18 protein-coding genes and 1 tRNA gene are annotated in these 19996 nt (G+C 66.3%); 14 read left to right on the forward strand and 5 right to left on the reverse strand.

Features of this window, described 5'->3' with window-relative positions; translation table 11 throughout:
- Nucleotides 1-987: alpha-amylase family glycosyl hydrolase (locus JWP90_RS04900; protein ID WP_297360485.1), on the reverse strand; the 987-nt coding region annotated here is incomplete at its 3' end.
- Between the two features lie 115 nt (nucleotides 988-1102).
- On the opposite strand from JWP90_RS04900, the gene JWP90_RS04905 reads away from it, so the two are divergent.
- Both JWP90_RS04905 and JWP90_RS04910 read left to right on the forward strand, forming a co-directional pair.
- Nucleotides 1103-1999 carry an alpha/beta hydrolase gene (locus JWP90_RS04905; RefSeq protein ID WP_297360487.1) on the forward strand — a complete coding sequence of 299 codons (897 nt, stop codon included), beginning with the start codon at nucleotides 1103-1105 and terminating at the stop codon, nucleotides 1997-1999.
- Nucleotides 1996-2598, forward strand: a complete 603-nt coding sequence (locus tag JWP90_RS04910) for a hypothetical protein (protein WP_297360489.1) — start codon at nucleotides 1996-1998, stop codon at nucleotides 2596-2598. The genes JWP90_RS04905 and JWP90_RS04910 overlap by 4 nt, the downstream gene beginning before the upstream one ends.
- Nucleotides 2599-3606: 1008 nt before the next feature.
- Here the strand turns inward: JWP90_RS04910 and JWP90_RS04915 are convergent.
- A complete protein-coding gene (locus JWP90_RS04915; protein WP_297360491.1) occupies nucleotides 3607-4455 on the reverse strand; it encodes a Sir2 family NAD-dependent protein deacetylase in 849 nt (282 codons plus the stop codon).
- Nucleotides 4456-4572: 117 nt separating this feature from the next.
- Between JWP90_RS04915 and JWP90_RS04920 the strand changes: the two genes are divergently transcribed.
- On the forward strand, nucleotides 4573-5394 hold the full coding sequence (locus tag JWP90_RS04920) for an RNA methyltransferase (RefSeq protein ID WP_297360493.1): 822 nt from the start codon (nucleotides 4573-4575) through the stop codon (nucleotides 5392-5394).
- A gap of 51 nt (nucleotides 5395-5445) precedes the next feature.
- Nucleotides 5446-6678, forward strand: coding sequence for a D-alanyl-D-alanine carboxypeptidase (locus JWP90_RS04925; protein WP_297360495.1), 1233 nt, complete (start codon nucleotides 5446-5448; stop codon nucleotides 6676-6678).
- Between the two features lie 10 nt (nucleotides 6679-6688).
- On the opposite strand, the gene JWP90_RS04930 is transcribed toward JWP90_RS04925, so the two are convergent.
- Nucleotides 6689-7507, reverse strand: coding sequence for an SGNH/GDSL hydrolase family protein (locus JWP90_RS04930; RefSeq protein ID WP_297360540.1), 819 nt, complete (start codon nucleotides 7505-7507; stop codon nucleotides 6689-6691).
- A 163-nt stretch (nucleotides 7508-7670) separates the two neighbouring features.
- On the opposite strand from JWP90_RS04930, the gene JWP90_RS04935 reads away from it, so the two are divergent.
- Entirely contained in the window at nucleotides 7671-9479 is a 1809-nt protein-coding gene (locus JWP90_RS04935; RefSeq protein ID WP_297360497.1) for a DEAD/DEAH box helicase, read from the forward strand.
- 294 nt (nucleotides 9480-9773) lie between these two features.
- A complete protein-coding gene (locus tag JWP90_RS04940; protein WP_297360499.1) occupies nucleotides 9774-10157 on the forward strand; it encodes a hypothetical protein in 384 nt (127 codons plus the stop codon).
- 62 nt (nucleotides 10158-10219) lie between these two features.
- Here the strand turns inward: JWP90_RS04940 and JWP90_RS04945 are convergent.
- Nucleotides 10220-10303 (reverse strand) — tRNA-Leu (locus JWP90_RS04945).
- A gap of 106 nt (nucleotides 10304-10409) precedes the next feature.
- Between JWP90_RS04945 and JWP90_RS04950 the strand changes: the two genes are divergently transcribed.
- The 3 genes from JWP90_RS04950 to mshC all read left to right on the forward strand — a co-directional run bounded on the left by JWP90_RS04950 (nucleotide 10410) and on the right by mshC (nucleotide 14021).
- Complete coding sequence (locus tag JWP90_RS04950; protein ID WP_297360501.1) at nucleotides 10410-11738, forward strand: M20/M25/M40 family metallo-hydrolase; 1329 nt, start codon at nucleotides 10410-10412, stop codon at nucleotides 11736-11738.
- 28 nt (nucleotides 11739-11766) lie between these two features.
- Entirely contained in the window at nucleotides 11767-12624 is an 858-nt protein-coding gene (locus JWP90_RS04955; protein WP_297360503.1) for an undecaprenyl-diphosphate phosphatase, read from the forward strand.
- Nucleotides 12625-12779: 155 nt separating this feature from the next.
- Nucleotides 12780-14021 carry a cysteine--1-D-myo-inosityl 2-amino-2-deoxy-alpha-D-glucopyranoside ligase gene (mshC, locus tag JWP90_RS04960; protein WP_297360505.1) on the forward strand — a complete coding sequence of 414 codons (1242 nt, stop codon included), beginning with the start codon at nucleotides 12780-12782 and terminating at the stop codon, nucleotides 14019-14021.
- Between the two features lie 167 nt (nucleotides 14022-14188).
- Here mshC and JWP90_RS04965 read toward each other — a convergent pair whose 3' ends face one another.
- Nucleotides 14189-15097, reverse strand: a complete 909-nt coding sequence (locus tag JWP90_RS04965) for a proteasome assembly chaperone family protein (protein WP_297360507.1) — start codon at nucleotides 15095-15097, stop codon at nucleotides 14189-14191.
- A gap of 91 nt (nucleotides 15098-15188) precedes the next feature.
- Here JWP90_RS04965 and JWP90_RS04970 point away from each other — a divergent pair, with 91 nt between their 5' ends.
- The 5 genes from JWP90_RS04970 to JWP90_RS04990 are packed head-to-tail and all read left to right on the forward strand — an operon-like array spanning nucleotide 15189 to nucleotide 19936.
- Nucleotides 15189-15872: an HAD family phosphatase gene (locus tag JWP90_RS04970; protein ID WP_297360509.1), complete on the forward strand. Its 684-nt coding sequence runs from the start codon at nucleotides 15189-15191 to the stop codon at nucleotides 15870-15872.
- Nucleotides 15869-16945 (forward strand): tRNA (adenine-N1)-methyltransferase, encoded by a 1077-nt coding sequence (locus JWP90_RS04975; RefSeq protein WP_297360511.1) that lies wholly within the window; start codon nucleotides 15869-15871, stop codon nucleotides 16943-16945. Before JWP90_RS04970 ends, JWP90_RS04975 begins: the two co-directional genes overlap by 4 nt.
- A gap of 53 nt (nucleotides 16946-16998) precedes the next feature.
- Nucleotides 16999-17898: an FKBP-type peptidyl-prolyl cis-trans isomerase gene (locus tag JWP90_RS04980; protein WP_297360513.1), complete on the forward strand. Its 900-nt coding sequence runs from the start codon at nucleotides 16999-17001 to the stop codon at nucleotides 17896-17898.
- A 39-nt stretch (nucleotides 17899-17937) separates the two neighbouring features.
- Entirely contained in the window at nucleotides 17938-18960 is a 1023-nt protein-coding gene (locus JWP90_RS04985) for a YafY family protein (RefSeq protein WP_297360515.1), read from the forward strand.
- Nucleotides 18953-19936, forward strand: a complete 984-nt coding sequence (locus JWP90_RS04990) for a YafY family protein (protein WP_297360517.1) — start codon at nucleotides 18953-18955, stop codon at nucleotides 19934-19936. The genes JWP90_RS04985 and JWP90_RS04990 overlap by 8 nt, the downstream gene beginning before the upstream one ends.
- The last annotated feature ends 60 nt before the right edge of the window (nucleotides 19937-19996 follow it).

Here is a 19996-nt window from a genome sequence, read left to right on the forward strand (position 1 = left end):
CATTTCAAGGGTTAGCTCGTCATGGTTCCGCAGGAAGGTGCCCCACTGCGCGCCCTCGGGAATGTCGGGCGTGTCCTGCATCGTCTCGATGATGGGGGCGGCCTTTTGGTCCCGAAGCGCGTAGTACAGCCGCGGCATGATCGGGAAGTGGAACGCCATGTGGCACTCGGGTTCGGTTTCCGTTCCGAAATACTCCACCACCTCGTTGGGCGGCTGGTTCGCCTCGGCAATAATGACGCGGCCTGGGTAGCTTTCGTCCACCATAGCCCGGAGCTTGCGGAGGAACTCATGGGTAGCCGGCAGGTTCTCGCAGTTCGTCCCCTCTTCCTCGAAGAGGTAGGGGATGGCGTCGGCCCTGAATCCGTCGATGCCCTGGTCCAGCCAGAACCGCACGACGTCGAACATGGCCTCCTGGACGGCCGGGTTCTCGAAGTTCAGGTCCGGCTGGTGGCTGAAGAACCGGTGCCAGAAGAACTGGCGCCGGACCGGGTCGAACGTCCAGTTGCTCTGCTCGGTGTCGACGAAGATGATCCGCGCGTCCTGGTACTTCTCGTCGGTGTCGCTCCAGACGTAGAAGTCACCGTACTGGCCGTCCGGGTCTTCGCGGGACTCACGGAACCACTCGTGCTGGTCGGAGGTGTGGTTGAGCGGCATGTCGATGATGATGCGCATGTTCCGCTCGTGCGCTTTCGTCACCAAATCCTTGAACTCGTCGACGGTGCCGAATTCGGGGAGGATCGACCGGTAATCCGAGACGTCATAGCCGCCGTCGCGCAACGGCGATGTGAAGAACGGGGGTAGCCAGAGCGCGTCGACGCCGAGCCACTGCAGGTAGTCAAGCCGGCTGGTCAGACCCTGCAGGTCGCCGGCTCCGTCGCCGTTGCTGTCGACGTACGACCGCACCATCACCTCGTAGAAGATCGCCCGGCGATACCACAGGGGGTCGCGGGCGAGGCCGGGAAGCTGGATGGGCGCGGTGAATGTCACTGGGTACCGATTCCGTGTATTGGGGGGCGAGTGTGAGTGCCCGCCGTCGTCGGTCCGAGTCTAGGGGGAGCATCGTTCGGCGGCCGGGAGCGAAAAGCCTAAACTGGGATTCCCCATGACTGTTCGCTCCCCGTACTCAGCGCGACTCGATCGCATCCCCGTCACTCGGCGATCCGTCCGCACCGGCCAAAGCCTCACCAGGTACTGGGAATACGGGGACCCCGGCGACCAGCCGACGATTGTCATGGTCCATGGATTCCGCGGCGACCACCACGGTCTCGAACCGGTCGTCGCTCACCTCGAGGGCTTCCACATCCTCAGCCCTGACCTTCCGGGGTTCGGCGAGTCGGAGCCGCTGGGGAACGTCCACGACATCGATGGGTACGCAGCCTGGCTGAACGAGTTCGTGTCGTCGGTCGATCTGGCTGAGCCGCCGGTGATCCTCGGCCACTCCTTCGGGTCGATCGTGGTGTCGGCTGCGCTGGCCCGCACCGGGCTGCGGGCACCCCGGGTGATCCTGGTCAACCCGATCGCTGCGCCAGCCCTGGCAGGGCCGCGCGGCATCCTGACCCGGCTGGCTGTCTTCTATTACCGGATGGGCGCCTGGCTGCCCGAACGACTCGGTTTCGCGCTGCTGCGCAACCGTGCGATCGTGCGCATGATGAGCGTGACCATGGCGAAGACGAAGGACAGAGGCCTGCGCCGCTGGATCCACAACCAGCACGACCTTTACTTCAGTGCGTTCGGCAACCGGGGGGTCGTGCTCGAAGCGTTCAGAGCATCCGTCGGTAATGACGTCAGCGAGTTCGCCGCAGGCATCGTCGACCGCACACTGCTCATCGCTGCCGACCAGGACGACATCACCCCGATCGCGGCACAACGCTCACTGGTCGATCTGTTCCCGGCCGCGACCCTCGAAATCCTCCCCGGCGTCGGTCACCTGATCCACTACGAGGTTCCCGGTCAGGCGGCGGAGCTCATCCGTCGCTTCCTGGCGGATGACCCCGCATGAAGCTCGTCGTCGACTGCCGCTGGGTGACGGACGACCCGGATGACCAGCTCAGCCGCATGACCAACGGGATCGTCCACGCCCTCGCTGAACGCCGCCCATTCGTGATGATCGTCGACCCGACGACAGCCCTGGACCGGCTGCCAGCACTGCCATGGGAGCTGCTTCCGTCGCCGTACAGTCCGGCCGAGTTGTTCACGGGGAAAAAGCTCAACAGCATCGGCGCCGACGTCGTCCTCACAGCGGCACCCGGGCTCATCGGGATCGGGCGCCGCTTCAGTCTGCTCGTCACCGGCGGGACGCCGCAGCCAGCGGAGAACGCTCACCGGCTGCAACACCTGCGCACCTGGCCATGGCGATCCAGATTTTTCCGCAGCAGGATGATCCGCTCGGCCGATGTGGTCCTCGGCGTGTCAGGAGCACAACAGCGGGTCCTGCTCGGCGAAAGCACCACCAACCAATCCGTCGTCACCCTGCACACCGACGATGCGGCGAGCGCGTCGCCCGACGCGTGGCGGGGGGCGGCTGAGCAGCTCGATGCCCTCATCGACGAGGTCTACACCTCCGCCCGGGCGAGACGGGATGCCGCCGGGAGCCGCTGAGCCCCGCGCACAGCAGGTGGCAGGCGACGCGGCGGATCACGCTGCCGGAGAAGTCGCTGTACACGTGCAGGCGGCATCCGAGGTGATGAGGGCATGGACCTCCTCGTGCTCGGTGGAAGCGACTTCGCCGGGCGTTCCCTTGTGGCCGATGCCCTGGCCGGGGGCTGGAACGTCACCACTCTCCACCGCGGCAGGAGGGAGCCGGCGGCAGGCGTGACGGCGCTCGTCGGCGACCGACCGACGCCAGGGGGGAACTGGCTGCCCCGGGCGACCGGGAATGCGACATCGTCGCAGACACCTGGTCGTGGGCTCCGTCCACTGTCAGAAACTCGGCCGCCAGGCTCGCTGAGCGCGCGGCCGTTATCGCTTCATGTCGAGCCGGTCGGTGCACGCCTATCCACAGCCGGCCGGCAGCGCCGAGGATGCGGCCGTCGTCGATGCCGTCTCGTCCTCGCACGGCCCCGTCTGATCGACGGGCCTCATGAGGACATCGGCCGGCTGCCGTGGCGGCTGTCCCGCATCGCCAGGGGCGGCGACGTCCCCGCTCCGGCTGACCCGGGCAACGGGATCCAGCTCATCGACGCACGAGGCCCGCGGCCTGGACTCCGACAGCCGCCGCCAACGGTGCACACGGGCCGGTTCACGTCGTCAGCCCCGTCGGGTTCGCGACGATGGGCGAGCTTCTCGCCGCGTGCGTGGCCACGACCGGGTCCCCGGCCCGCCTGCGGCGGGAGAACTCCGAAACCCTTCTCGCGACAGGCGTCGAACCGTGGGCGGACCTGCCGGTGTGGTTCCCGCAGGGGGAGGCGCAGGACACGATGCACGGCGCGAGATGTCTCACGCGCGCTGGCGACAGGGCTCACAACTGCCGCCCGGGGTCCGAGACCGTCTCCGACATCTGGGGCGTGGCTTACAGGCAGCGGCTGCGTGCCCCGCAGCGCCCGGACAGGCCCCGGTGGGTCTCCGTCTTGAGGTCGAGGCGCGGATTCTCGCCGCACTGCGACGGCGTCAGTCCAGGAGACGATCGGCGAGCGCCGCGAGGGTCTCCGACGCACCCGAGTCCAGTTTCACGGTGGCGCGGGAATCGCCTTTCGTCTCACCCCGGTTGATGATGACGATGGGGAGCTTGTTCCTCCTGGCATGTTCAAGCAGGCGGATGCCTGAATTCACGACCAGCGAGGAACCGGCGATGACGAGTGCGTCAGCCTGACCGACCAGAAAACGGGCTTCGGCGAACTTGTCCGTGGGCACGAACTCACCGAAGAACACGACGTCCGGTTTCAGCGGGCCGCCGCAGACTGAGCATGCCGGCGCGATGAAGTCGTCGACGTTGCTGATCTCGGCGTCACCGTCGGGGTTCAGGGTGACGGCATCCGGTCGTGCCAGCCACGCGTTCTCTCGGTCGATGCGTGCGGCGATGCTCGAGCGGGCGTACGTCTGTCCGCAGTCCAGGCAACTGACCCGGTCCAACGAACCGTGCAGGTCGACGACCCGACGGGATCCGGCGCGAATGTGGAGCCCGTCGACGTTCTGGGTGACCACGCCTGGAACGAGGCCGGCCTCTTCCAGCGTCGCGAGCATCCGGTGCCCGGCGTTCGGCCTGGCCGCATTGAACAGGGCCCAGCCCAGGTGGCTGCCTGCCCAGTACCGCTTGCGTGACGCGTCATCGAACAGGAACTGCGAAACCGTCATCGGCGTGCGCTTCGGCGCGCCGGCGCCGCGGTAGTCGGGGATACCGGAGTCGGTGCTCACACCAGCCCCGGTGAGGACAGCGAACGTGCCGCCGGACAGGACGGCGTAGGCTCGATCGAGTCCGCGTTCGTCCAACTCCGGCGTCGATCCGGTGATCATGGTCATAAGGCCTTTCGAATACCCGCGCCTGCCTCGAGGGTAAACAATTCACATGTCCGAATTGTTTCGCACGACGCCACCGGCCCGGTTTGTGAGAATACGCCACCACTCGAAGGAACCCCTGTGCAGATCGTCCCCATCTCGAATCTCGACGTCGATGGCCTCTCCGACTATGCGCGGCTCACCGACGTGGCGCTGCGGCGGGTGCAGGAACCGCAAGGCGGCCTGTACATCGCCGAATCACACAAGGTCATCGCACGGGCGATCGCGGCCGGGCACCAACCCCGCTCGCTTCTGCTGCAGGAACAGTGGCTGCCGGATGTCGCACCGCTGCTGGAGCGGTTCCCGGATGTTCCTGTCTATGTCGGCCCATCGGATCTGCTCGAGGAGCTGACCGGATACCACATGCACCGCGGCGCCCTCGCCGCCATGCACCGGCCGGCGCTGCCCCGCATGGAGGACCTCCTGGCGGATGCCACCCGCGTGGTCATCCTCGAGGACATCGTCGATCACACCAATGTCGGTGCGATCTTCCGCTCGGTTGCCGGGCTCGGTGCGGATGCGGTGCTCATCACGCCCCGCTGCGCCGACCCCCTCTATCGCCGCAGTGTGCGTGTGAGCATGGGAACGGTGCTTCAGGTCCCGTGGACCCGCATGCCGGAATGGCCAGAGGCTCGGCGCATCCTCGACGCAGCCGGGTTCCACGTCGCCGCGCTGGCCCTTGACGACCGGGCGGTGACTCTCGACCGGTTCGCCGCGCATCCGCCCGAACGAATCGCCGTGACGCTCGGCACCGAGGGCGACGGCCTGAGCAGGCAGGCCCTGGAAGCCGCCGACTCGACGGTGGTCATCCCGATGCTGCACGGAGTGGATTCGCTCAACGTCGCGTCCGCGAGCGCGGTGGCGCTGTGGGCCCTCCGCGAGGGCACTGTGGCAGCCGGCTGAGCGTCGATCGTCGTCGGGGAACCACCGGTGGTCCGCCGGTAGGATTGGCCGGTGCCGAACTCCCGCCCCTCCGCTTCCGAACGGGTTCACCGACGCAGACCGGTAGCGATCTTCGGAATCCTCGCCGTCGGGCTGCTCGTCTTCGGTTACGTCTCGCTTGCCGTTCTCCGCCCCATCCCCGCGAACGCAGCACAGCTGGAGACGACCGCTCCGATCAGCCAGCCGGCGACACCGCTTCAGTGGCCCGATTACGGTACGGGAGCGATCGGCGCCGTCGGCATCGACGGCGTCCTCGGGAACTCAGGCGGCCAGCAGCCCACACCGATGGCGAGCATCACCAAGACGGTGACCGCGCTCGTCGTGCTCGCCAAAATGCCTCTCGAGGCGGGCGAGAACGGCCCTGAACTGACCTTGACCGAGGCGGACGCTCGGATCTACTCGCAAACCATCGCCGAGGGAGGATCAGCGGCGCCGGTGGCCCCCGGGTCGGTGTTCACCGAACGTCAGCTGCTGCAGGCGATGATGCTGCCATCAGCCAACAACTACAGCATCACCCTGGTGACCTGGGCGTTCGGCTCGATGCCGGCGTTCCTCGCCGCAGCCAGCGACTGGCTGGCGGCGCACGACCTCGCCGGTACTCACCTCGCCGACTCCAGCGGGCTCGACAGCGACAGCCGCTCCACCCCTGCTGACCTCGTCGCGATCGGCACGCTCGCCCTCGCCCACCCGGTTCTCTCCGAGATCGTCGAAGAGAAATCCGCTGTGCTGCCGGTCATCGGCGAGGTCGAGAACACCAACAAACTGCTCGGAAGCAACGGCGTCATCGGTCTGAAGACCGGGACGACCCGCGACGCAGGCGCCTGTCTGCTTTTCGCGGCAGAAACGACCGTCGGTAGCGAGAAGATCACGTTTGTCGGCGTGATCCTCGGCGCCCCCAACCACCGCCAGCTGAACCAGGCCGTCACCGCGTTGATCGCCAGCGCGACCGCCGGGTTCCACGAAGTCCAGCTCGTCGAAACCGGGGACGACTTCGGCAGCTACACGACTCCGTGGGGCGCGACCTCCGACATCGTCGCCGCGGAATCGGCAAGCATCCTCGTCTGGCAGGATGCGCCGGTGACGGTGACCTCGACGGCAACCGCTCTGGAAACCGGGGAGGATGGGCGCGAAGTGGGGTCCGTGAGGTTCGAACACGACGGCGAGAGAATCACCGTTCCGCTCGTCCTCGAGGACGAGCTGGAAGGACCTGACCTCGGCTGGAAGCTCTGCCACCCGTTCGGCTGACGCCTTCCGTTCACTCGTCGGCGCGGCTGTACCGTGAAGCGACCGGTCGTTTCGCCGTGATGAAGTCGCCGGAGGACTGGGAACGGATGCGACGAAGCACCCACGGCACCAGGTACTCACGGGCCCAGACCAGGTCGGATGCCCGCGCCTGGCGCCACGTCGACAGCGGCACCGGTTCGGGTCGAAGCGGCTTCAAGTCGTTCTCGACCGCGAGCGCGGCCAGTACCATCCTGGTGACCGTGTGGTGACCGAGGGAGTTCAGGTGCAAGCGGTCAGTCGACCACATGCGGGCGTCCTGAACGTCGCTCAGTGACCACATGTCGGCGACGATGCAGTCGTACTTCGCGGCGATCGCGCGAAGATTCTCGTTGTAGATCGCGATCTTGCCCCGGATGCCCCGGAAGAGGGGTGAAAATCCCACGTCGACCCCGGTGAACAGGACGATCGTGGCGTTGTCCCTCCCGAGCCGGGCGATCGCGTCGTCCATGCGGGCGGCGGTGATGTCAGGATCCGAGCCGGGGCGGAGAACATCGTTACCCCCGGCGGAAATCGAAATGAGATCGGGATGGAGCTCGAGCGCCGGTTCGAGCTGCTGATCCACGACCTGCGCGATGAGCTTTCCGCGAACGGCGAGGTTCGCGTAGGCGAAGTCCTGGACCCCCTGCCCGAGGACTTCGGCAACCCGGTCTGCCCACCCGCGGTGACCCCCGGGGAGACGCGGCTCAGGGTCGCCGATCCCCTCGGTGAATGAGTCGCCGATCGCCACGAAACGAGACCATCGGTGGGGTGCTGAGACTGCTTCTCCACCGCCGGAAGTGAGGTTCAGGATGTTCTGATCCTGGTTTCGTTCGTCGTTCACGGTCGTCCTCCCATCCGGGGAAGCCTACCCGCCGACGCCACGCCAGGGCAGCCCTCCGGTTCGCCGGATGCGGCGCGAACGGGTAGATTACCGTCAAGTGAGTACAGAGATTTTTGCGGAGGAGCCGGCGAGCATGGACGCCGCATCAGGACTCCGGATCGGAACCTCTGCCGCTGAACATCTTTCGCCCGCGTTCCCGGAGAGGGCCGCATGGGGCACCGTCTCCAAGCTGCGCGCCTGGCAGGAAGAGGCGATCACGACCTACTTCGCGACTGAACCGAAGGACTTCCTCGCGGCGGCGACACCGGGAGCAGGCAAGACCACGTTCGCACTCCGGCTCGCGGCCGAACTGCTCGCCCGCAGGACCGTCGACCGGATCACGGTGGTGGCACCGACGGAGCACCTCAAACGGCAGTGGGCGGATGCCGCGCACCGGGCAGGCATCCGACTCGACCCCACCTTCACGAACGCGGCAGGACGCTACGGGAGGCACTACCACGGGGTCGTCGTCACCTATGCCCAGGTCGCCGTGCGCGCGGCCCTCCATCGGGACATCACCGCGTCGTCGAAGACGCTGGTCATCCTCGACGAGGTCCATCACGGCGGTGACGCCCTGAGCTGGGGCGACGCGATCCGCGAGGCCTTCGACCCGGCCACCCGGCGGCTGTCGCTGACCGGGACACCGTTCCGGTCGGACACGGCGCCGATCCCGTTCGTGAGCTACCTGCCGGACAAGCACGGCATCCGCACCTCGCTCACCGACTACAACTACGGTTACGGCCGGGCTCTCGCCGACGGGGTGGTGCGCCCGGTGATGTTCATGGTTTACGCCGGCCACATGCGCTGGAGAACGAACGCCGGCGACGAAATGGAAGCCAGGCTCGGCGAGGGCAACACCAAGGACATCACCTCGCAGGCCTGGCGCACAGCGCTCGACCCCGCGGGGGAGTGGATCCCCCAGGTTCTTCAGGCAGCCGACCGGAGGCTCAGCGAGGTGCGTCACGGCATCCCGGATGCCGGCGGTCTCGTCATCGCCACCGACCAGACCTCCGCACGCGCCTACGCCGCGATCCTCAAGGACATCTCCGGCGAGAGCCCGACCGTCGTCCTCTCCGACGAGAAGGAATCCAGCGATCGGATCGATGAGTTCTCCAGCGGGACCAGCCGCTGGATGGTCGCCGTCCGCATGGTCTCCGAGGGCGTCGACGTTCCGCGGCTTGCCGTCGGCGTGTACGCGACGAGCGCGTCGACACCGTTGTTCTTCGCACAGGCGATCGGCCGGTTCGTGCGCGCACGTCGCCGCGGTGAGACGGCATCCGTCTTCCTCCCCGACGTTCCCAACCTGATGAACCTCGCCAGCCAGCTCGAACTGGAGCGCGACCACGCCCTTGACCGCAAGAGCGACGGTGAGGGTGAAGGGGACATGTGGAACCCCGAAGACGCGATGGTCGCCGAAGCGAACCGCGAGGCGAAGGGCTCCGATGCGCTCGGCGACGACTTCAAGTACGAAGCGATGTCCTCGTCGGCCACCTTCGACCGGGTCGTCTACGACGGAGACGAGTTCGGCCAGTGGGCCGAACCCGGCACCGAGGAGGAACTGGACTTCATCGGCCTGCCTGGGCTGCTGGAGCCCGAGCAGGTGCACGAACTGCTCACCCAGCGCCAAGCGCGCCAGGCGAAGCGCTCATCGACGAAGGCTCAGCAGGTCCAGGCGGAACCGTCGACCGATGTCCCACCGCCCCTGTACCGCACGCTCAAAGAGCAGCGCAGCCTGCTGAACAGCCTCGTCGGCCTCTACGCGAAGACCGTCGGCCAGCCACACGGGCTCGTGCACGCCGAGCTACGGCGGATGTGCGGTGGCCCCGCTGTTCAGCAGGCAAGCGTCACCCAGCTGCAGTCCCGCATCGAATGGCTGCGAAAGAAGATGAACGGCCGCCGCTGAGCCGGACGGCAGCAGAGCCCTGTTCTTCGGCTAGAAAGGCACCACCTTCCGGGAGCGGGCGCCGCCGAGCGTCTGGCGCGCTACGTCACATTGCGTGACCGAATGGGCCAATACCTCTCGCTGGACGTATACCTTCGCAGCATGACGAGCATGACGAGCATGACGGCCGAGGCAACGAGGGAGAACCCGTGGAGCAGCCAGGTCGGCCCGACGGGCCGGCTGATCGTCTTGTCGCCTAGGGTGGCGCAGGAGTGCTCGTTCGACCCCGCGCCCGGGATTTTCATGACTTCTCGCATGACTCGGTGGTCCGTGGCCGTAGAGGAGTGCCGCTGTCGCCGGGGTCGATTTTTCCGCGAACGGACGGAGAAGGCCGCCCAGACCGGAGACAAGGCTCTTCTCGTCGTGAGGGTCGGCCGTGAGGTTCTCGCTGCCGCCATGGTGAAGGAAACGTTGGAAGGGGATCGCGTTCAGATCAGCCTCTCGCCGGACAAGAGCGCCCAGACGTCGTCGACCGAATCCACGAAGGGTGAGGTAGCCACCGGCTGGGACCCGCCGGACATGATTCCCGATCCGCGGGTGCCTGACCCTACTCGCGCAGAGCCCTGCTCAGACGCAGCGGCTGACACCGTCGGGCCAGAATTCATGCGATCGAGTTGTGTGGCTCGGACCAGTCGCTGACGGGTTAACCAAGAAGAGCCGGACCATTTCTGGTCCGGCTCTTCTTCTGTCTCAACACAGTGTGCGCGAAGGGGGACTTGAACCCCCACGCCCGTAAGGGCACTAGCACCTCAAGCTAGCGCGTCTGCCATTTCCGCCACCCGCGCATGTGTTCGGCACCGTAGTATTACCGGCGCCGAGGTAAAACTTTAGCACGGATTTTGGGCACTGATTGCACGTCCGCGAAGAGACGGGAACGGTAGCGTTGGGGGCATGCTCTCCGCCGCTAGCAGTCCAGCCCAAACCCCAGACGAACTCGATGAAACCGTGAGCGTGGCTCGCGACCTGATCCGCATCGACACCACGAACTACGGCGAGGGACGCTCGAAGGGTGAGACAGCGGCCGCTGAATACGTCGCTGAATACCTGCGAGATCTGGGGCTCGAACCGGAACTGTTCGACTCGGAACCCGGGCGCACGAGCGTTATCGCGCGCATCGCCGGCCGGGACAGCAGCCGGGGGGCACTCGTCGTCCACGGCCACCTCGATGTCGTGCCCGCCGACCCCGCCAACTGGAGCGTCGACCCGTTCGCTGGGGAGATCAAAGACGGGATGCTGTGGGGCCGCGGCGCCGTCGACATGAAGAACATGAACGCGATGATCCTCACCGCCGTCGCGGAACTGCTGAGGGCGGGGGAGCAGCCCGCCCGTGACCTCATCCTCGCGTTCTTCGCCGACGAGGAGAACGGCGGCGTGTACGGTTCGCACTACCTCGTCGACACCCGCCCTGAACTGTTCGCCGGAGCCACCGAAGCGATCAGCGAGGTCGGCGGATACTCGATCACGATCGACGGCAAACGTGCCTACCTCGTGCAGACCGGCGAGAAGACCCTGTTGTGGGTGAAGCTCATCGCCCGCGGCCCCGCCGCGCACGGCTCACGCGTGGTCCCCGAGAACGCGATAACCCGGCTCGCCGAGGCCGTCGCCGTTGTGGGCAGGCAGGACTGGCCGATCCGGCTCACCGCGACCACCACGGCGCTGCTGGGGGAGGTGGCGCGCATCCTCGGCGTCGAACCACAGGCGCTCGGGCCGGACGAACTCGCCCTCGCGACCGGGACGGCATCCGGGTTCATCCAGGCGTCGCTCCGCACGACGACCAACCCGACCGTGCTCACCGCCGGCTACAAGCACAACGTCGTTCCGGACACCGCCGAAGCGCTCGTCGACATCCGCACGCTTCCCGGCGAAGAGGATGCCGTCCTGGCCGCCGTGCAGGAACTCGTCGGCCCCGACATCGAGATCGAGGTGATGCACCGCGACGTCGGCCTGGAGAACGACTTCTCCGGCCCGCTCATCGACGCCATCCGCGGAACCCTTGCCGATCATGACCCGGGAGCCGAGGTCCTGCCGTACCTGCTGCCGGCTGGGACCGACAACAAGGCGCTCTCCAAGCTTGGCATCGTCGGGTACGGTTTCGCGCCGCTGCGCCTGCCTGAGGGCCTCGACTTCCCTGCGATGTTCCACGGGGTCGACGAACGCGTCCCTCTGGACGCATTAGTCTTTGGCAGGCGGGTTCTTACGGATCTCCTCCGCAGCTATTAGATTTTGAACGGCAGGAACTTCTTCACCCGTGGACCTTCTCAACGCGATCATCCTTGGCCTCGTGCAGGGCCTGACCGAATTTCTCCCCGTCTCCTCCAGCGCACACCTTCGTATCGTCGGAGAGTTCCTCGGCACAGGCGAAGATCCCGGGGCACGGTTCACGGCGATCACCCAGATCGGCACCGAGCTTGCCGTCATCATCCTGTTCTGGGGTGACATCGTCCGGATTCTCGGAGCCTGGTGCAAAGCGCTCGTCGGCAAGATCCCGCGCAATGACCCTGACGCCCGGATGGGCTGGCTGATCATCCTCGGCTCGCTCCCGATCGCGGTGTTCGGGCTGCTCTTCCAGGACCACATCGAAACGACGCTCCGGTCGCTGTGGTTCACCGCGTCCATGCTGATCGGGTTCGGCATCCTCCTCGGCATCGCCGACTGGATCGGGCGGAAGAAGCTCAAACTCGGGAACCTCGGCTACCGGCACGGCATCATCTTCGGCCTGGCCCAGGCACTCGCCCTGATTCCGGGAGTGTCCCGCTCCGGCGGTACCATCACCGCCGGGCTGTTCCTCGGCTACAACCGGGCGTCCGCGGCCCGCTACGCGTTCCTCCTCGCGATTCCCGCCGTCCTCGGCAGTGGCTTGTACCAGGTGTACAAATCCGTCGCGCTTCCGTGCGTCGAAGGAGCCACCAATTGCAAACCGGAGGTCTACGGCCCGCTGGAGACGCTCGTTGCGACGGTCGTGGCCTTCGTCGTCGCCATTGTCGTGATCAAGTTCTTCATGATCTATATCTCGAAGCGGAGCTTCCTGCCGTTCGTGATCTACCGCATCGCACTCGGCCTTGTCCTGTTCGTGCTGCTCGGCACCGGCGTCCTCGTCGCCGTCTAAAGCAGAAGCGAGACACCGAAAACGGCTCGTCGATCGGCCGTTCCGGCTTCTCAGCGAGCCTTTTTCGGTTTCTCGTCGGCGGTGACGCTACCGGCGGGAACCCCGCACTTTCAGGGGCGTCCGCCGTGACCCGCCGACCGGATTAGGCTGGGACGGTGAAGGCATGGAACAGACCCGAGATCCCCACCCTTCCCGGCCTCTCAGCGGTGCCGTGCCTTTATGACACGTCGACGCGCGGGCTCGTGGAAGCGCACACCGGCGACACCGCGCGACTCTACGTCTGCGGCATCACCCCGTACGACGCCACCCACATGGGCCATGCCGCCACGTATCTCGCGTATGACACGTTGCAAAGGGTCTGGCTCGACGCGGGCCTCGAAGTGCACTTCGCACAGAACGTCACGGACATCGACGACCCGCTTCTCGAGCGGGCCGCGGAAACCGGGGTGGACTGGCAGGAGCTCGCTGAGAGCCAGGTGGAATTGTTCCGGCGCGACATGGAAGCTCTGAGCATCCTCCCGCCCGAGGACTACGTCGCCGTGACCGAGGTGCTCGACGAGATCGCCGAAGCCGTTCGCCGGCTGCTCGTCGCCGGGGTGGCCTACGAGGTCCCCACGCCTGAAAGCTCCGCCGGATCGGACATCTACTTCGACAGCGCGGCGACAGACGGTGTCTGGACGCTCGGTAAGATCAGCAATCTCGACCCGGCGGCGATGGAAGAACTGTTTCGAGAACGCGGCGGTGACCCGGACCGTGAAGGCAAGCGGGACATCCTTGACCCGCTGCTCTGGCGGGCCGCCCGTGATGGCGAACCCTCCTGGGCGAGCTCGGTCGGTGCCGGACGCCCAGGCTGGCACATCGAGTGCTCCGTCATCGCCCTGATGGAACTCGGACGGGACTTCACCGTGCAGGGCGGTGGTTCAGACCTCATCTTCCCGCACCACGAGATGAGCGCAGGGCACGCTGCCGCGTTGAGCGGACATCCGCTCGCCCGGGTGTACAGCCACACCGGCATGGTCGCCTATCAGGGTGAGAAGATGTCGAAGTCGCTCGGCAACCTCGTGCTCGTGTCCAGGCTTCGGTCTGCCGGGGTCGACGCACGCGCCATCCGCCTGACCCTCCTCGCACACCATTACCGCTCGGACTGGGAGTGGAGCGACGAGGCACTCGAGACGGCCGAGGACCGGCTCAGCACGTGGTCCGCCCGTCTCTCCGGCGACGCCGACCTCGGGACGGCATCTTCCCGCGAAACGCTGGCCGCAATACGGGAGTCCCTCCGCATCGACCTCGACACGCCGAAGGCCCTCGCCGTGGTGGACTCAGCCGTCGCCATCGGCGTCGACGACCCGGCACTGTTGCGCCGCGCTGTCTCAGCGCTTCTCGGCGTCGACCTCTGACCGAGAACGCCGCCACGGATCCGGCATCAGGGCCACAAATTCAGGAGAACTGACCCGACACGCCGTGCAGGCAGCTGCTCAGACGGCGTGTCGCAACAGATCTGCTGAATGTGAGCGGCGTACCTGAGTTTGAGGTTGGGCTGCTGGCGCCCGCGGATGTGGGTCGATCAGCGGGGGATCGGCGGTTCGTTGCGCCCATCGCCCTTGCCGTCGGCCGAGCGTCTCAGGTAACGCTCGAACTCCTTCGCGATCGCCTCGCCGCTGGCTTCAGGTGACTCGACGGTGTCACGCGCCTGCTCCAGCTGGCGGATGTACGCTGCCATGTCCTCGTCCTCGCCCGCGAGGACGTCGATGCCTTTCTCCCACTCGGCGGCCTCCTCGACCAGATCTCCGCGTGGGATGACGACGTCGACGATCTCCTCGAGCTTGTCGATGAGCGCGAGCACCGCCTTCGGTGACGGCGCGTTGTGCACGTAGTGCGGGACGGATGCCCAGATGGCCACGGTCGGAATGCCCGCGTCCTCCGCGGCCTCTGCCACAACGCTGAGAATGCCGACCGGGCCCTCGTACATACTCCGTTCGATCTGCAACTCCGCCCGCACCTCCTGGTTCTCGCTCGAGGTGAAAATCGAGATCGGACGGGTGTGCGGCACGTCGGCGAGCATCGCTCCGAGGAACACGACGGCGGAGATGTCCGCTGCGAGAGCGGCATCCACGATCTCCGCGGTGAACGCCTTCCAGCTGCGAGACGGCTCAACGCCGACAAGGAGGTAGATGTTGCCGCCGTTGTCGCCTGAGACGTTGAGGTCGGCGTCGTCGGCGAGGGGTTCTGCCGCAGGGAGGGGTGCTGATGGCCCGTACATCGTCGTGGTCGGCCAGCTGAGGCGGCGCCTGGCGTCGTCGTCGATGCCGATCACTGGGCGGTTGAACTGGTAGTCGTAGTACAGTTCAGGGTCCAGTTCGAGCATCGGCGCCACGTCGAGCTGTTCCTGGAGCACCCGGACGGCGCCTGTCGCGGCTTCTCCGGCGTCATTCCAGCCTTCGAACGCGACAACGAGAAGTCGACCCTTGAGCAAGAGTTCCCCAATTCTGTGAATTGTGCCCGCATGGTGACACGGGCGTCTTCCAAGAATAGGCGCAGTCCGTTCCCGGGTAGCATTGAAACCCGTGACTACACAGCTTCCCGCCGCCGTCCTCTGGGACATGGACGGCACACTCGTCGATACCGAACCGTACTGGATCGCTGCAGAGACGGACCTCGTCGAGTCCTTCGGCCACACCTGGACCTACGAAGACGCCATGACGCTCGTCGGCTCCGGGCTGTGGGAATCCGCGCGGATTCTGCAGGCGCACGGCGTCGAGATGCCCGAAGACGACATCGTGCAGCACCTCACCGGTCGGGTACGTGACAGGCTCACAACCGACGGCGTCCCGTTCAGGCCCGGCGCCCGCGAGCTGCTCAAGGAGCTCCGCGACCTCGGGGTGAAAACCGCCCTCGTGACCATGTCCGTCCGGGCTATGGCTGAGCAGGTGCTCTCGCACCTCGACTTCGCGGCGTTCGACGTCCTCGTCCCAGGCGATGAGGTCGAACACCCGAAACCCCACCCGGAACCGTATTTGCGGGCGGCCTCGCTGCTCGGCGTCGCCATCTCCGACTGCGTCGCCATCGAGGACTCCCGCGCCGGGCTGGCGTCGGCCGTCGCATCCGGTGCCGTGTCGATCGCTGTGCCACACGCGGTGACGATCCCCGAAGCCTCGACTCACACCACCTGGCCCACCCTGGCCGGCAGAACCAGCACCGATGTGACGGCACTCTTCGCCGCTTCACGCAGCGAAGGAATTCCACGATGACCGCACAGATCAACGCCGAGCGCCCCCTCGACGAACGCCCCCAAAACGCTGGACCGTTCCGGGTCGGCGACCGGGTGCAACTCACCGGCCCGAAGGGCAAACGCAACACCATCACCCTCGAGCACGGCAAGGAATTCCATACCCACCGCGGGATCGTCGGGCACGACAGCATCATCGGCCTTCCTGACGGTTCGGTCATCACCACCACCGACGGTATCGAATACCTCGCGCTGCGCCCGCTGCTCGTCGACTTCGTCATGTCGATGCCGCGAGGCGCCGCCATCATCTACCCGAAGGACGCCGCCCAGATCGTCGGTCAGGCCGATATCTTCCCGGGGGCAACCGTCGTCGAAGCGGGAGTCGGGTCAGGCGCGTTGTCGTTGTGGCTCCTCCGTGCCATCGGCCCGACCGGCCGGCTGGAATCCTTCGAGCGCCGCGACGAGTTCGCCGATGTCGCCCGCGGGAACGTGGCCACCTTCTTCGGTTACGACCCGGACAACTGGCGCGTGTCGGTCGGCGACCTCGCCGACACTCTTCCGAACACGGTCGAACCGGCATCCGTCGACCGTGTCGTCCTCGACATGCTCGCGCCCTGGGAGAACATCGACGCCTGCGCCACCGCGATGAAACCGGGCGGAGTGCTCCTCTGCTACGTCGCCACGGTGACACAGCTCTCGCGGGTGGCGGAGGCCATCCGGGCGACAGGTTCGTTCACGAACCCCGAATCGAACGAGACAATCGTCCGCGGATGGCACGTCGAAGGACTGGCGGTTCGCCCTGACCACCGGATGATCGGCCACACCGGCTTCCTCATCACCGCCCGCCGGCTGGCCCACGGCGCCGTCCTCCCCGAACTGAAGCGTCGGCCGAGCAAGTCGGACTTCAGCGACGAGGACGTCGAACTGTGGACGCCCGGCGCGCTCGGCGAACGCAATGTCAGTGCCAAGATTCTCCGTAAGCGGGTTCGCACGGTGAACAACTCGGCGCAGCTCAGCCGATCCAGGTCGTTCGGCGAGGCCGCTGCCGACGGCGCGGAGAGCCCACCGGAACCCGACGAAGCTCCCAGCCACTAAAATAGCCACGCGACCTGGCTCGCATCCGTCCTCCAGCATTGAAGAGAGATCCCGTGCGCAAGGCACCAGCACTGCTCCTGTCCGCCGGCCTGTTGATGGCCACCCTCACCGGCTGCGCCTCCAGCTCAGCGGCGGACGCCTGTGTGCCGAAGGCACCGGGCGGCGCGGCGTCGAAGCTGATCGACGTGTCCGGCTCGTTCGGCTCGGCTCCGAAAGTGGACTTCCCGACACCGGTGAAGGCCACGCACACGGAGCGAAAGGTTGTGATCGAGGGGGACGACGACGGCAACGTTCTCACCGGGGCGCAGAGCATCCGGATGGCCCTGGCCATGTACGACGGTGAAACCGGGGAACCGGTACCAGGAGCGTCGTACGGCGAGCCTGCGCTCTATGCGACGGCGCAACTCAACCCGGAGATCACCACAGCGCTCGAGTGCGTGACGCCCGGATCTCGCATCGCCATGACCGTCCCTCAGGGCGATCATGCCGCCATCCTCGTCGCGGACATCTTCGACGTTTTCCTCGCGAAGGCCGATGGCGCCGACCGGCCCGTGCTGCAACCAGGACTTCCGTCTGTCGTCACCGCTGGGGATGGCACACCGGGTCTCACCATCCCGAAGTCCGACCCGCCGAAGGGACTCGAGGTCGCCGTGCTCAAGGAGGGCGACGGCGAGAAGGTGTCGAAGACCTCCAGGATGGTGGTGCATTACACCGGCGCGCTCTGGTCGGAACGGACGATCTTCGATTCCTCCTGGCAGGCAGGCTCTCCCGCGACGTTCAGTTCCGATGAGATCATCCCCGGCCTCGCGACGGCGCTCATCGGCAAAGAGGTCGGATCCCAGGTCCTCGTGGTCATTCCTCCTGAACTCGGATACGGCGAGCAGGCGAATGCATCGATTCCGGCCAACTCGACGCTCGTCTTCGTCGTCGACATCCTCGGCATCCTGGGCTGAGCCGACGGTCGGTCCCGGCCGGACGCATAGGATGATGTCGTGCCAGAACCCACCGAAACAGCAGCGCAGCGCGTAGCCGTCGAGGAGCGTCTCTTCAGCCTCGTGCTCGCCCTGCTCGCGACCGAACAGGGCCTGACCAAGTCGGAGATCCTCTCGACGGTGCAGGGATACCGGCAGCGTTACTCGGGCTCAGGCGGCAACGCGTCACTCGAGCGCCAGTTCGAACGCGACAAGGACGACATCCGGGAGCTCGGGATCCCGCTCGAGACCGTCGAACCACCGGGGGACCCTGGCAACAACCAGCTCACCCGCTACCGCATTCCTAAAGGGGAATACGACCTGCCCAAGGAGCTCACGTTCTCACCGGCGGAGATCGCCATGCTGTCCCTCGCTGCCACGGTGTGGCGGCAGGGCTCGCTCTCGGCCGAGTCGCGACGCGCGATCCTCAAACTCCGATCGCTGGGGATCGAGTCTGACGAACCGGTGATCGGGTATGCGCCACGGGTGCGGATCCGCGAGAGCTCGTTCGAGCCGCTCAGGCAGGCGCTCGAGCAGCACAACGTTGTCGAGTTCCCGTACCTCAAGCCGGGCGAGTCGACGGCGAAGACGCGAACGGTCGCCCCGCTCGCCCTCGTGCAGCACCATGGTCGCTGGCACCTCTCGGCACACGACCTCACGATCGACGAAGGTCGCACCTTCCTTCTCTCACGGATCGTGGGACCCGTGAAGCCGCTGCAGCGCACCTGGACTCCTCCAGAGCCCGGCGGACACGCTGAACGTTCGCTCCAGGCACTCGACGCCCTGTGGGAATCCCAGCGCGCGGTGATCACAGTGGAACCAGGAACGGATGCCGCCACACGGCTCGTCAAACGCGCGTCCGCCGCGGAGACCGGAACCCTTGAACTGCACTACACCGACGTCGACGTGCTCGCCGATGAACTGGCTGCCTACGGGCCGGAGGTTCTCGTGGAGTCGCCGCAGCGACTCATCGACGCCGTCCTCTCCCGGCACGTGAAGACCGTTCGCGCCCACCGCGGCGGAGTGGGGAAAAACCGTGGCTAAGTACGGGCTTCACGCGAGAGACAAACTGGCGTTCCTCCTCGCCCTCGTTCCCTACCTGATGGACCATGGCCATGTCAGCGTGGCAGATGCCGCGAGGCACTTCGGCGTCGACGAGGAGCAGATCCGCGACTCGGTGCGCCTGATCGCCGTCTCAGGTGTACCGGGAGAGACCAGCTCGTACCAGCATGAAGACCTGTTCGACATCGACTGGGACCTGTTCGAGGAGAACGACGAAATCGTCATCACCCACCTCGTGGCGATCGACGACTCCCCACGGTTTTCGGCCCGTGAAGCCGCCGCGCTCATCGCAGGCCTGCAGTACCTGTCGTCCCTGCCCGAGCAGGCAGACCGGGATGTGCTCGGGTCGCTGATGTCGAAACTCGCGCTCGGTTCGAGCGGGCGCCCCTCAGAAGTGGCCGTCGGTTCGAGTTCCGTTGACACAGCGCTGGCCCGGATCCGCGATTCGGTCGCGGCGGGCCACCGCATCGAATTCGATTACCTCAACTCGCGGGGCGAGTCGGAGAAACGCACCGTCGATCCGTTGCGCATCCAGTCGCTCGACCAGGACTGGTACCTGCGCGGTTGGGATCACCTTCGCCAGGCCGTCAGGACCTTCCGGCTCGACCGGATGAGCAACCTTATCGCGACGGACGAGCCGATCAGCCACCACGCCGCAGAGGTGCCGCTGTCCGAGAGCCTCTTCGAGAGCTCGGACACCGACCTCGAGGTCGTCGTCGAACTGCCGGATGACGCAATCGGGATGATCGCGGATTATCTGACCACGGATGCTCCGGTGCCTGGCAGGAACGGCCGGTCGCGGGTGACGCTTCACGTGGCCCACGATCACGGACTCAAGCGCCTCATCGCGGGCCTCTCCGGAGTGGTGACCGTGATCAGCCCCGACACGGCGAGGACGCACGTGGCCGACTGGGCGCAGGCTGCTCTGGACCGATACGCTGGGCGAACCGACCGGTAGCCCTCACTGGGCCATTATGAGCAAAGCACGGTAAACTTGCCGGACACTCTGGATCAAAGG

It is taken from the genome of Mycetocola sp. (assembly GCF_025464835.1).
Classification (GTDB): Bacteria; Actinomycetota; Actinomycetes; order Actinomycetales; family Microbacteriaceae; genus Mycetocola_A.